A 12,693-nucleotide genomic window follows, 5' to 3' on the forward strand; every position below is an offset into this window, starting at 1 on the left:
TCACACCTGGGGTAAAGCCAGGAATGCCGGCAGGTTTTCTGCGCGCGCGGCGTAGGCGGCCAGCAGCGGGAAACTGGCCGGCGCAATGACCTCGGGCAGCATCAATTGCGTGAAGGACCAGGCCACGGCCGATGAAACGCCGGCCTGCGTCAGGGTCGCTTCGTCATCGGGCAGCGGCATGGCCGCCGTCTCTTGCTCCAGCGCCGAATACGCCGCAGCGAGCTGCCCCTGCACCCGGTCGAGCCAGGGCTGGTGCAGCTTCTCGGCCGGGCGCAGGTTGTGTTCGTAGACGATCTGCACGGTCTTCTCGCAGGCCGCCAGTGCCAGCCCGGTGATGCGCAGCGCGCGCTGCCGCAGTGCCAGATCGGCGGGCAGCAGGCTGCGGCCGGCCAGCGCTTCTGCGTAGTCGACGATCAGCGTCGAATCCATCAGCACCGTGCCGTCGTCGCACACCAGCGTGGGCGCCTTGACCACCGGGTTGATCGCGCGGAACTGCTCGAAGGTGCTGAAGACCGAGACCGGGCGGTGCTCGAACGCAAGGCCGAGCAGCCGCAGCGAGATGGCGGCGCGGCGCACATAGGGTGAATCGAGCATGCCGATGAGTTGCATTGTTTGTTTCTCATTGAGGATGTTTCGCCACGATATCGGTCGCTGCATCCGCACCGAATGGCAACCCATCGAAAATCAGGGCCGCAAACCGATCACCCATCGGTCATGAAACACACCATGAACATCGACAAGAAGGACCGCCTGATCCTCGAAGCCCTGCAGGCCGATGCGCGGCAGAGCCTGGCCGCGCTGGGCAAGCGCATCGGCCTCTCGCAGCCCGCGATGAGCGAGCGCGTGCGCAAGCTCGAGGATGCCGGGGTGATCGAGGGCTACGGCGCCCGCGTCAACCTGCGGGCGCTGGGTGTGGGGCTGCAGGCCATCATCCGCATCGACACCACGCATGCGGGCATCGCCAAGTACCTGAAGCTGTTCGAGGCCATGCCCGAAGTGCTGAGCGCCGACCGCATGACCGGCGAAGACTGCTTCTTCGTGCGCTGCGCCATCGCCGAGCCGGCCGACCTGGAGCGCGTGGTCGATGCGCTGGCGGTGGACGGCGCGGTGACCACCTCGCTGGTGTTGTCGAGCCCCGTGAACAAGCACGTCACCGTGCACGCGGCGAAACCGCCGAAGAAATAAGGGACAGCGCGTTCAGCGCTGCGCCTTGTCCTTCTGGTTCTGCGCCTCGATGCGTTCGCGCGCGTCCTGCCAATCGGTGTCGCTCCACTGGCGCAGTTCGTAGAAATTGCCGCCGGTGGCCAGCGCGTTGCCGCCGTCCATCATGATGCTCTGGCCCGTGAGCCAGTCGCACTGGCCCGGCGCCATCAGGAAGGCCGCGAGGTTCTGCAGCTCGCTCATGCGGCCGGTGCGGGCCATCGGGTTGTTCTGCTTGCTGCGCGCGCCGGGCTCCTCGCCGGGGTTCAGGCGCTTGCTCATGCCCTCGGTCGGAATCTCGCCCGGGCCCACGGCATTCAGGCGAATGCCGTGCCGCGCCCACTCCACCGCGAGCGACTTGGTCATCACGTCGATGCCGGCCTTGCTCATGGCCGAGGGCACCACGTAGGGGCTGCCGTTGTCGACCCAGGTCGTGATGATGCTCATGACACTGCGGAAAGCATCGCCCTGCTTCCATTGGCCCGACTTGGCCTCCGCCACCCAGCGCTTGCCCACCGCCTGCGTCACGTAGAAGCTGCCGTGGAAGACGATGTTCGCGATCGCGTCGAAGGCGCGCGGCGAGAGGCTCTCGGTCGGTGCGACGAAGTTGCCCGCGGCGTTGTTGATGAGCCCCGTGAGGCCGCCACTCTGGAACAGGCTCTCGACCATCTCGTCCACGCTCTGCGCGATGCGGATGTCCACGCCGAAGGTGTCGATGCGCCGGCCAGGAAACTGCTGGCGCCACTCGGCCGCCGTTTCCTCGCACACCGCCTGGCGCCGGCCGCAGATGGCGACGTCGGCGCCCAGGCTGAGAAAACGCTCGGCCATCGCGCGGCCGAGGCCGGTGCCGCCGCCGGTCACGAGGATGCGCTGGCCGCTCATCAGGGAAGGTTGGAACATGGGGGGTCTCCTTGAGTCACGTTGAGTCGTGCGGCAGCGGCAAGGACGCACGCTGCCACGGCGCATGCTACGCGCGCCACAAGGGTGGCGGCTTGCGGAATCTGGCTTCGCTCGCCGGGCAGCGACGGCTACTGCAGCACCAGCTCGACGCGCCGGTTCTTCGCCTTGCCCGCCTCGCTGGCATTCGAAGCCACGGGCGCCAGGCTCGCCACGCCGTTCGCGGTAAGGCGGTCGCGCGCAATGCCGTAGTCCTTGGCGAGCGCGGCAGACACGGCATCGGCGCGGCGCTTGCTGAGGTCGAGGTTGACCGGCAGCGCACCCACGTTGTCGGTGTGGCCCACCACATGCAGCTTGAGCGCGGCCTGTTGCTTGAGCAGCGCACCGATCTGGTCGAGCGAGGCCTTGCTCTCGGGCTTGATGTCGGCCTTGCCGGTGTCGAACAGGATGCCGTAGACGGCGACCTTGCCATTGGCGTCCAGGCTCTTGCCGAGCTCGGAGGCCGAGAGCGTCTCCATCTTCTGCTCGCGCGCCTTGGGTTCGACCTTGACGACCAGCACGCTGATGCGCTTCTTGAATTCCTTCTCGTCGCAGTACACCGAGACATCGCCGGGCTTCCAGACCATGAGCGCGATGGAAGCGCCGCTCGCCTTGTTGTCGAGCACGGCATAGCGGAAGTCGGAGACGAAGTGGCCGGCACCGCAGGCCGCGGGCGAGTTGTCGCCGGCCTTGGTCCACCAAGTGTCGGGCAGGACCAGCGCCGAGAGGCTGGTCTTGTCGATGTCCCGGCTGTCGCCGCAGGCTTCGCCCGCGCACTCGAACACCGTCTCGAAGCCCGCGCCCTTCTGCTCCTGCTGGTAGTTGCGCAGCACTTCCAGCGCGCTGCGGTCGGGGGGCGTGATGTATTGCAGGGCGGTGCGCTGGCCCGCGCGGTCGAGGGAGCGCGCGGCGGTCACCTTCTCGTCCTTGTAGACGGCCTTGGCGACCGGCAGCTTGACCTCGTCGTAGGCCACGTCGTCGCGGTACACGAGCACCGCGCCCGAGAAGCGCTTGAGGCCCGCCGGATCGCCCAGGCCCTTCAGGTCCTGCTTGGGCACCAGCGTGTCGGCCTGCGCAACGCCGGCGAGTGCGCCCAGCAGTGCAGCGGCAAGAAAGACATGGCGTGCGGCGTGCATGGCGCTCCCTGGCGTCGAGTGAGAATGGCCGCGACGATAACCCGGCGCGCGAGGCCTGCCGGCCGCCGTTTTTGAGGTGGGTGCGGCGTGCAGCCTTTGCCCTGCCTGCATGGCCCGCTACGCATTCGATAGCAACCAGTTCTTTGGATATACGCCCTATGCCAAGCCCCAGCGCCTCCCCATTCCTGCCGCTCGAAGGCGTGCGCGTCCTGAGCCTTGCGCTCAACCTGCCCGGTCCCGCCGCGCTGCTGCGCTGCCGCCAGATGGGCGCCACCTGCCTGAAGCTCGAACCGCCGGGCGGCGACCCGATGGCGCTCTACAACCAGCCGGCGTATGCCGCGCTGCACGAAGGCATCGCCATCGAGACGGCGGACCTGAAGACGGAGGCGGGACAGCAGCAATTGCACGCCGCACTCGCGAAGACCGACGTGCTGCTCACCTCGTTCCGCCCCTCCGCGCTGCGCAAGCTGGGCCTCGACTGGTCCGCGCTGCAGGCGCGCCATCCGTCGCTCTCGCAGGTGGCCATCGTCGGCGCGCCGGGCGAGCGCGCCGAAGAGCCGGGCCACGACCTCACCTACGTGGCCGAGAGCGGCCTCGTCACCGGCACCGAGCTGCCGCCCACGCTCTATGCCGACATGGGCGGCGCCCTGCTCGCGAGCGAGGCGGTGCTGACAGCCATGCTGCGGCGCGCCCGTGGCGGGGACAAGAACGGCGGCATGTATTTCGAAGTCGCCCTGAACGCCTCGGCCGACTGGCTCGCCCTGCCACGCACCTGGGGTCTGACGCAGCCCTCGGGCGCGGTCGGCGGCGCCCATGCGGGCTACCGCGTCTACCCGTGTGCCGATGGCCGCGTGGCGGTGGCGGCGCTGGAGCCGCATTTTGCGAATCGCCTGTGCGAAGTCGCAGGCGTGACGCCGCCCGACATGATGGCAACGGCCACGCACGAGGCGCTGGCAGCGTGGCTCGCGACCCGCACGCGCGCCGAGCTCGAAGCCATGGGCCGCGAGCGCGACGTGCCGCTGCTCACGCTGGCCGGTTGAGGAGCTTCACCGACCGGCGCCGTCGCGCTGGCGGTCTTCGCGCTTGAGCGCGAGGTAGGTGTCGAGATCGACCTCGTGCAGCTGCCGCGGGTACTGCTCGGCGGCCATGAACCAGTGGCGCTGCCGGCGCTCGTCGGCATCCTTCGCGTCGCTGGACAGATAGGCATCGAGCGTGAGGAAGTAGCGCATCGCATTGCGCTCCACCAGCCCCCGCAAGCCCCGGATGTACTCGGGTTTGCCGTCGGGCGCCTTGCCCATCACCGTGAAGCCGACCTTGTCGCGGCCGAAGGTGGCGAGGTAGGCCTGGGTGGCGAGCCGCACCATCAGGTTGTGGTCGTAGCTGTAGCCGAAATGCACGAAGCTCTTCTGCGCGTCGAGCGCAATCGCTTCGAGCGTGACGCGGTAGTTGCTCGTGCCGAACGGACCGCTCGCGGCCGAGAGCTCGACCGACAGGTGCTCGGGCGTCGCATTCGCCACGCGGTAGACGAACGGCAGCTCGAAGGCCTGGTCGACAGGCTTGTCGTAGCGCCGCACGACGTAGAGCGTGAGCGTCTCGCGCCCCTGTGCCGCGCCGGTCTTGCAGCGCCGGTTGTTGATGTGCAGCGTGAGCAGTTCGCACCAGTGGGCCGATCCCTTGAACGCGGCAGTGACTTCCGACAGCGGATGGTCGATCACCGCGTAGACGTCGCCCTCGAGCCCGCCGGGTGTTTCGCTCGAATCCAGCTGCACGGGGCGGCCGAAGCTGCTGCGGTCGAGCTTGTCGCTCAGGCGCTTGTGGGTGTCGCGCAGCGCCTGGGCCGGCGCGGCGGACTCGACGGGTGCCGCGGCACACAGCTGCAGCGAGGCTGCGAACAGGACGGCGCCGCACAGGGTGCGTGTCCACGATGCCGGCAGGTGGGGCGAACTGCTCATGGGGCCACACCATACAACGGCGCGACCACTTTTGGCTTCAGTCGGCTTCTGTTTCGGGTGGCGTCTTCGCACCGCGCCGCATGAGCAGCAGCATCGCCACTGCGAGCAGCACAGCGCCCAGCCACTGCCGGGGCGCCATCGGCTCGGCGAACAAGAGCGCCGCCAGCAACGCCGCCACCAGCGGCTCGATCAGCGTGCCGACCACGGCCGCCGTCGGCGACAGTCGCCGTGCGCCCCAGGCAAAGGCCAGGTAGGCCACCGAGGTCGTCACCACGCCGGTGTAGCTCGCGCCCAGCCATTGGGCCGCGCCGTTGGGCCAGGTGATGCCGCTCGGCCATGCGACCGCGAGCATGCACAGCGCCGCCACACTCATGCCCCATGCCGACGCGGTGACGGCCGGCACCCGCACCGGCATGCGTGCGTTGCCGAGCACCACCAGCGCGTAGCAGAAGGCCGAGCCGAACGACCAGGCGAGGCCGGCGGCATGCCCGGCAGGCAGCGGGCCCCAACCATCGGCCGGCATCACCAGCAGCGCCACGCCTGCGAGTGCCAGCACTAGGCCGCCGAGCAGGCGCAGGCCGAAGGGCTCGTAGCCGCGCGCGACCGAGACGAGCGCGACGATCACCGGCGCGCAGCAGATCGAGATCACGGTCGGCAGCGCGGCGCCCAGGTGCGCGATGCCCGCGAACCAGCAGCTCACGTTGAGCGCCATCGCAGCGCCGGTGCCGACGACCTGGAACTGCTCGCGCCGGGTCAGCTCGCGCCAGCGCGCGTCGGTGGATTGCGCCATGCGCTGCGCCCTCCAATGCAGCCACCACAACAGCGGCACCCCGAGCGCGAAGCGCGCCAGCGACAGGCTCTGCGGCGCGATGCCGCCATCTATGAGGAATTGCGCCACCAGCGCACCGCCGCCCCACAGCGCACCAGCCAGCAACACGCCGCCCCAGGCCAGGGCGGCAGACATTCTTGCGTTCATTGTTGAAAGTTCTCCATGACGCCCGCCGCTCTGTTTCTGTAGAGGGCAGGCATGACCATCCGGCCGTCACTAGGCCTTGCAGGAGGCGGACGACGGCGACCACTTGCGGGTCTGAGCGCGGCGCGAGGCGCGCGTCAGAGGCAGGCGATGGTGGGGGGAGAGTGGTGCAGGTTCATGAGCGGCCGATGATAGGAGCCGGGTCCGGCGAGGGCAAGAGAGAATCCCGGCCATGTGCCCTCCTCCCACCCGCCACGAAACATGAAACGCCAAGGTCGACTCGTCCGTTGGGAGGCCGACCGCGGCTTCGGTTTCATCCGCAGTCCCGAGGTGTCGGCCGATGTGTTCGTGCACCTGCGCGACTTCAGCGACCGGCGGGTGTTGCCGCAGGTGGGCATGGCACTGAGCTTCGAGGAGATCCATGTCGGCGGCAAGGGGCCGCGTGCCGTGGCGGTGCAGGCGGTATCGGCCAGTGCCTCGCGGTCCGCGCCGAAGCACACGCCCATCAACAGCCATCGCCGCTCTGCTCCGAAGCGCGCGAATCCGCGTCGTGCGGGCGCATCCGATGCTCCGGCCTCCTGGGGTCTGCTTTTCCTTCTCGCGTACGGAGTGCTGCTCGGCGCGACCGTCTGGTCCGGCCGCCTGCCGTTGCTGGTTCTGGGCGCAGTTCCGGCGCTGAGCCTGCTGACCTTCTTCGCCTACGCCCTCGACAAGAACGCCGCGCAGACCGGCCGCTGGCGCACGAAGGAAAGCACCCTGCACCTGCTCGCACTGGTGGGCGGCTGGCCGGGGGCCTGGGCCGCGCAAAGGCTGCTGCGCCACAAGTCGAGCAAGCAGAGCTTTCTGATCGTGTACCGCGCCACCGTCGTGCTTCATTGCGCGGCAGTGCTGGCCTGGGTTTTCTGGCTGCGGGGTATTCCTGCTGTGGCCTGACGTCCGTTGTGTGCGGTCCTAGACTGAAACGGTCCCAACCAGGAGAAACCTCCCATGCCATTCGTTCGCATCGAACTGTCGGATGCCTCGCCGGAAACGCTGGGCCCGGCCATCGGCGACCTGATCTACCAGGCCATGACCGAAACCATCAACGTGCCCAAGGACGACAAGTTCCAGGTCATCACGCGGCATGCCGCGCAGAACCTGGTCCATCCGCAAAGCTACCTGGGCGTCACGTATTCGGCGGGCTTCGTCTTGATCCAGATCACGCTGAACCAGGGACGCACGATCGAGATGAAGAAGGCCTTCTACAAGCGCGTGGCCGACGACCTGCACGAGAAGCTGGGCATCCGGCGCGAGGACGTGTTCATCAACCTCGTCGAGGTGATGAAGGAGAACTGGTCGTTCGGGAACGGCGAGATGCAGTACGCGTAGCGGTCGCCCGCTACCCGCCCGATCAACGCACCTTGCGCGATGAAGGCTTGTTGACCGGCTTGCCGCTGCCGCCACCACTGCCGTTATCCCGCGGCGGCAGGCCCGTGTGCTGCGTGAGGATGCGGCCCTTGGAGGGCTTCACCGGCGCGAGCCGCACAGGCGCCGAGGCCTTGGCGGCCACCGGCGCGGAGGTCGAGTTCTTGCGCCGCGCGCTCATGTAGCCACCATCGGTGAGCGGCTGCCACGTCGGGATGAGGTGGTGCTTGCCGTTGCCGATCAGGTCGGCGCGGCCCATGCTCTTCAGGGCTTCGCGCAGCAGCGGCCAGTTGTTGGCATCGTGATACCGCAGGAACGCCTTGTGCAGGCGGCGGCGCTTGTCGCCGCGCACGATGTCCACCGTCTCGCTCTCGCGCGTGATCTTGCGCAGCGGGTTCTTGTTGGTGTGGTACATCGTCGTGGCCGTGGCCATCGGGCTCGGATAGAACGTCTGCACCTGGTCGGCGCGGAAACCGTTCTTCTTGAGCCAGATCGCGAGGTTCATCATGTCCTCGTCGCTGGTGCCCGGGTGCGCGGCGATGAAGTACGGAATGAGGTACTGCTTCTTGCCCGCCTCGGCCGAGAACTTCTCGAACATCTGCTTGAACTTGTCGTAGCTGCCGATGCCGGGCTTCATCATCTTGGTGAGCGGGCCCTGCTCGGTGTGCTCGGGCGCGATCTTGAGATAGCCGCCGACGTGGTGCTGCACCAGCTCCTTCACATACTCGGGCGACTGCACGGCCAGGTCGTAGCGCAGGCCCGAACCGATCAATATCTTCTTGATGCCGCGCAACGCACGCGCGCGGCGGTAGATCTTGATGAGCGGATCGTGGTTGGTGCCCAGGTTCGGGCAGATGCCCGGATACACGCAGCTGGGCTTGCGGCAGGCCGATTCGATCTCGGGGCTCTTGCAGCCGAGGCGATACATGTTGGCCGTCGGGCCGCCGAGGTCGGAGATGGTGCCGGTGAAGCCGCTCACCGAATCGCGGATGGCCTCGACCTCCTTGATGATCGATTCTTCGGAGCGGCTCTGGATGATGCGGCCCTCGTGCTCGGTGATCGAGCAGAAGGTGCAGCCGCCGAAGCAGCCACGCATGATGTTCACGCTGAAGCGGATCATTTCCCACGCGGGGATCTTCGTCCCGCCGTCGTGGCTGCCGTTCTCGTCGGCGTAGCGCGGATGCGGGCTGCGCGCATACGGCAGGTCGAACACGTAGTCCATTTCCGCGGTGGTGAGCGGAATGGGCGGCGGGTTGATCCACACGTCGCGCGCCGTGGTGCCTTCGCCGTGCGCCTGCACCAGCGCGCGGGCATTGCCGGGGTTGGTTTCCAGGTGCAGCACGCGGTTGGCGTGGGCGTAGAGCACCGGGTCGCTGCGCACCTGTTCGTACGAAGGCAGGCGGATCACCGAGCGGTCGCGCGGCGGGACGCTGATCTTGCCGCGGCTTTGCAGCGCGGGGTTGGGCATGAAGGTCAGCGGCTTGATGGCCGGGTTCACCACCGACTGCACCGACTGAAGCGCCGGCGAACCGGCAGCTTCCGCGGCCTTGGCCACGTCCTGCGCTTCGTCTTCCTTCGCGCAGGTGGCGCCGTTCGCCTTGGCCTGGTCCGACACCATCAGGTACGGATTGACGTGCGCCTCGACGCGGCCGGGCTCGTCCACGCTGGTGGAGTTGATCTCGAACCAGCCTTCGGGCGTTTCGCGGCGCACATAGGCGGTGCCGCGCACGTCGGTGATCTGCTGCACCGGCTCCTTGGCGGCCAGGCGGTGCGCGATCTCCACGATGGCGCGCTCGGCGTTGCCGTACAGCAGCAGGTCGCACTTGGCGTCGACGACGATGGAGCGGCGCACCTTGTCCGACCAGTAGTCGTAGTGCGCGATGCGGCGCAAGGAACCTTCGATGCCGCCCAGGATGATCGGTACGTCGTTCCAGGCTTCCTTGCAGCGCTGCGAATACACGATGGCCGCGCGGTCGGGGCGCGAGCCGCCGATGTCGCCGGGCGTGTAGGCGTCGTCGCTGCGGATCTTCCGGTCCGCGGTGTAGCGGTTGATCATCGAATCCATGTTGCCGGCGGTCACGCCGAAGAACAGGTTCGGTTTGCCCAGCGCCTTGAAGGGCTCGGCGCTCTGCCAGTCGGGCTGGGCAATGATGCCCACGCGGAAACCCTGTCCCTCGAGCATGCGGCCGATCACCGACATGCCGAAGCTGGGGTGGTCGACGTAGGCATCGCCCGTGACCACGATGATGTCGCAGCTGTCCCAGCCGAGCGCGTCCATTTCCTTGCGCGAAGTCGGCAGGAACTTGGCCGTGCCGAAACGGGCCGCCCAGTACTTGCGGTAGCTGGTCAGCGGCTTGGCGGCGCGCGCGAAAAAGGAGACGTCGACGGGGGCGTTCATCAGTGGGGAGTTAGGGACAGCCCGCGGCTGTGCGGTGCCGTCGTGGGCAACCCGCGATTTTAGGGTTTTCGAGCATGCCTGTCGCTACAAACATCCAGTGACCGGGCTCTAATGTGGCTCTCAACTGATTGCCAAAGTCAATCAATCAAATGACAATGGCAACCATGTCCACGCCTTCACCCACCACCGACGTCGCCGCCGTCAAGGCCATTCGGCAGTTCAATCGCTTCTACACGCGCCAGATCGGTGCCCTCGATCCGTACCTCGGCAGCGCCATGTCGCTGACCGATGTGCGCGTGCTGTACGAGCTGGCGCACCGCGAAACGGCGGTCGCCAGCGAGATCGGCCGCGACCTCGGGCTCGACGCCGGCTACATGAGCCGCATCCTGCGCCGCTTCGAATCCGAAGGCTGGCTCACGCGCGAGCCCCATGCGCGGGATGCCCGGCAAAGCGTGCTGCGCCTGACCGAGGCCGGCCATGCCGCATTCGCGCCGCTGCAACAGAAATCGCGCGACGAGGCCGCCGCACTGCTCGCGTCACTCGGCCCGGCCCAGCGAAACCAGCTGGTGCAGGCCATGGGCACGATGCAATCGCTGCTCGACCCCGCCGCCGCGCCGGCCAAACCCCAGGCAGCCGTCCTGCGCGACCCGGCGCCCGGCGACATCGGCTGGGTGGTGCAGCAGCACGGCGAAATCTACGCGCGCGAATACGGCCTGGACAGCAGCTTCGAAGCGCTGGTGGCGCAGATCGCGGGGGAGTTCCTGCTCAAGTTCCAGCCCGAATGGGAGCGCTGCTGGATCGCCGAGCTCCATGGCGAACGCGTGGGCTCGATCTTCGTGGTGCGCAAATCGGCCGGCGTGGCGCAGATTCGGTTGCTGATCCTTTCGCCGACCGCACGCGGGCTGGGCCTCGGCGGCAAGCTGGTGGACGAGTGCCTCGCCTTCGCGCGCCGCAAGGGCTACAGGAAGGTGGTGCTGTGGACCAACAGCTGCCTCGCTGCCGCGCGCGGCATCTATGCCAAGCGCGGCTTCCAGCTCACCAAGTCCGAGCCGCACGCCAGCTACGGCCAGCAACTCGTGGGCGAGACGTGGGAGCTGAAGCTGTAGCGCCTACTGCATGAACCAGCCGTGGCTCACGACGAGCGACTGACCGGTCAGCGCATTGGTGGGGAAGCCCGCGAACAGCAGCGCCACGCGCGCCACGTCTTCGGTGGTGGTGAATTCGCCATCCACCGTTTCCTTGAGCATCACGTTCTTGATGACTTCCTGCTCGCTGATGCCCAGCGTCTTGGCCTGCTCGGGAATCTGCTTTTCTACCAGCGGGGTGCGCACGAACCCGGGGCAGATCACGTTGGCGCGCACGCCGTGCTTGGCGCCTTCCTTCGCGACCGTCTTCGCGAGACCGATGAGGCCGTGCTTGGCCGTGACGTAAGGCGCCTTCAGCAGCGACGCTTCCTTGGAGTGCACCGAGCCCATGTAGATCACGCTGCCGCCGCGGCCCTGCGCATACATGTGCTTCAGGCACGCCTTGGTGGTGAGGAAGGCGCCATCGAGGTGAATGGCGAGCATCTTCTTCCAGTCGGCGAAGCTGAACTCCTCGACCGGATGAACGATCTGGATGCCGGCGTTGCTGATGAGGATGTCGATGCCGCCGAAGGCCTTCGCGCCCTCTTCGACCGAGGCATTGACCTGGTCTTCGTTGGTCACGTCCACAGCCACGCCGATGGCTTGCGCGCCCGTGGCCTTGAGCTCGGCGGCCGTGGCGTCGGCCGCCTCCTTGTTGAGGTCGGCAATGATGATCTTGGCGCCTTCCTGCGCGAAGAGGATGGCGATTTCCTTGCCGATGCCGCTGGCCGAGCCGGTGATGTAGGCGACCTTGTCCTTGAGTTGCATGGTGAATGTTCCTTGAGGGTTGAGGATGAAAGAAGACAAGCAGGAATCAGGCAAGGTAGTCGTGCTCGACCGTACCCAATGCCAACGTCATGTCCGCGATGTAGTGCACGGCCGATTCGACCTTCAGCACCGGCAGGTCGGCCACCGGCGCCAACGCATGCGGATGCAGCTCGAGCGAGGCCGGCGCGGTCCATGCGCCGTGCAGCGTGACATCGACCATGTGATAGCGCACCAGCTCGCAGATGCGGGCCGTGCCGTCGACGTGCGGAATGATCTTGAGCAGGAAGTTCGGCTGCGCGATGCCCGCAAGAATCGGCGCATGGTCGAGCGCGCGGTGCTTGAAGCCCATTGTCGCCTTGGCCACGCGCACCTTGCCGTAGTCGAGCGTGCCGACGATCACATCGGTCTCGTAGTCGAGCGAGGGCGAGGCGAGCTTCTTCGGAAAGCCCCAGAGTTCGCGGCCGCCGGCAATCGGCGGATGGTCGTTGAGGTACATCGCGTGCACATACGCGCCCTGCTCCACGCCCTTGGCGGTGCGCAGTTGCACCGGAATGACCTGGCCCGATTCGGTGTAGTCGCCGAAGCCGGTGGAGTCGGGCATGCGGATGAATTCGTACTTCACCAGCGGCTCGAGCACTTCGAGCGGCTCGGGCACCACGGCGCGCAACGCGTCCATGTCGGTGCGGTAGGTGACGATGAGAAATTCGCGGCGCACGAACCGGTACGGTCCGGGCGGAAAGGCGGGGCTGGTGAGCGGCATGGCGAAAGCCTGTCGCCGTACATCTTCAATGTTCACGAACAT

At 67.2% G+C, this 12,693-nt stretch carries 13 protein-coding genes; 5 read left to right on the forward strand and 8 right to left on the reverse strand.

Annotation, left to right across the window (positions count from 1 at the left end; translation table 11 throughout):
• A complete protein-coding gene (locus NU688_RS09960; RefSeq protein WP_257860369.1) occupies window positions 1–609 on the reverse strand; it encodes a glutathione S-transferase in 609 nt (202 codons plus the stop codon).
• A 117-nt stretch (window positions 610–726) separates the two neighbouring features.
• On the opposite strand from NU688_RS09960, the gene NU688_RS09965 reads away from it, so the two are divergent.
• Window positions 727–1,185 carry an Lrp/AsnC family transcriptional regulator gene (locus NU688_RS09965; RefSeq protein WP_257860551.1) on the forward strand — a complete coding sequence of 153 codons (459 nt, stop codon included), beginning with the start codon at window positions 727–729 and terminating at the stop codon, window positions 1,183–1,185.
• A gap of 12 nt (window positions 1,186–1,197) precedes the next feature.
• On the opposite strand, the gene NU688_RS09970 is transcribed toward NU688_RS09965, so the two are convergent.
• Both NU688_RS09970 and NU688_RS09975 read right to left on the reverse strand, forming a co-directional pair.
• Window positions 1,198–2,100, reverse strand: coding sequence for an SDR family oxidoreductase (locus NU688_RS09970; RefSeq protein ID WP_257860370.1), 903 nt, complete (start codon window positions 2,098–2,100; stop codon window positions 1,198–1,200).
• A gap of 128 nt (window positions 2,101–2,228) precedes the next feature.
• The gene (locus NU688_RS09975; protein ID WP_257860371.1) at window positions 2,229–3,272 is read right to left on the reverse strand and encodes an OmpA family protein; all 1,044 of its coding nucleotides are present in this window, start codon (window positions 3,270–3,272) and stop codon (window positions 2,229–2,231) included.
• Window positions 3,273–3,430: 158 nt separating this feature from the next.
• Here NU688_RS09975 and NU688_RS09980 point away from each other — a divergent pair, with 158 nt between their 5' ends.
• Entirely contained in the window at window positions 3,431–4,312 is an 882-nt protein-coding gene (locus NU688_RS09980; protein ID WP_257860372.1) for a CoA transferase, read from the forward strand.
• Between the two features lie 6 nt (window positions 4,313–4,318).
• Here NU688_RS09980 and NU688_RS09985 read toward each other — a convergent pair whose 3' ends face one another.
• Window positions 4,319–5,224, reverse strand: coding sequence for a hypothetical protein (locus NU688_RS09985; protein WP_257860373.1), 906 nt, complete (start codon window positions 5,222–5,224; stop codon window positions 4,319–4,321).
• 37 nt (window positions 5,225–5,261) lie between these two features.
• Window positions 5,262–6,188 (reverse strand): DMT family transporter, encoded by a 927-nt coding sequence (locus NU688_RS09990; protein ID WP_257860374.1) that lies wholly within the window; start codon window positions 6,186–6,188, stop codon window positions 5,262–5,264.
• Window positions 6,189–6,458: 270 nt separating this feature from the next.
• Here NU688_RS09990 and NU688_RS09995 point away from each other — a divergent pair, with 270 nt between their 5' ends.
• Window positions 6,459–7,130 carry a cold shock and DUF1294 domain-containing protein gene (locus NU688_RS09995; protein ID WP_257860375.1) on the forward strand — a complete coding sequence of 224 codons (672 nt, stop codon included), beginning with the start codon at window positions 6,459–6,461 and terminating at the stop codon, window positions 7,128–7,130.
• A 54-nt stretch (window positions 7,131–7,184) separates the two neighbouring features.
• The gene (locus tag NU688_RS10000; RefSeq protein WP_257860376.1) at window positions 7,185–7,565 is read left to right on the forward strand and encodes a tautomerase family protein; all 381 of its coding nucleotides are present in this window, start codon (window positions 7,185–7,187) and stop codon (window positions 7,563–7,565) included.
• A gap of 22 nt (window positions 7,566–7,587) precedes the next feature.
• Here NU688_RS10000 and NU688_RS10005 read toward each other — a convergent pair whose 3' ends face one another.
• On the reverse strand, window positions 7,588–9,999 hold the full coding sequence (locus tag NU688_RS10005) for a YgiQ family radical SAM protein (protein WP_257860377.1): 2,412 nt from the start codon (window positions 9,997–9,999) through the stop codon (window positions 7,588–7,590).
• 155 nt (window positions 10,000–10,154) lie between these two features.
• Here NU688_RS10005 and NU688_RS10010 point away from each other — a divergent pair, with 155 nt between their 5' ends.
• Complete coding sequence (locus NU688_RS10010) at window positions 10,155–11,105, forward strand: helix-turn-helix domain-containing GNAT family N-acetyltransferase (protein ID WP_257860552.1); 951 nt, start codon at window positions 10,155–10,157, stop codon at window positions 11,103–11,105.
• Between the two features lie 3 nt (window positions 11,106–11,108).
• Here the strand turns inward: NU688_RS10010 and NU688_RS10015 are convergent, their stop codons facing one another.
• Entirely contained in the window at window positions 11,109–11,891 is a 783-nt protein-coding gene (locus NU688_RS10015) for a 3-hydroxybutyrate dehydrogenase (RefSeq protein WP_099790010.1), read from the reverse strand.
• A 46-nt stretch (window positions 11,892–11,937) separates the two neighbouring features.
• Window positions 11,938–12,687 carry an acetoacetate decarboxylase gene (locus NU688_RS10020; protein WP_257860379.1) on the reverse strand — a complete coding sequence of 250 codons (750 nt, stop codon included), beginning with the start codon at window positions 12,685–12,687 and terminating at the stop codon, window positions 11,938–11,940.
• Between the last annotated feature and the right edge of the window lie 6 nt (window positions 12,688–12,693).

This window comes from Variovorax sp. ZS18.2.2, from assembly GCF_024701975.1.
In the GTDB taxonomy this organism is placed as follows: domain Bacteria; phylum Pseudomonadota; class Gammaproteobacteria; order Burkholderiales; family Burkholderiaceae_C; genus Variovorax.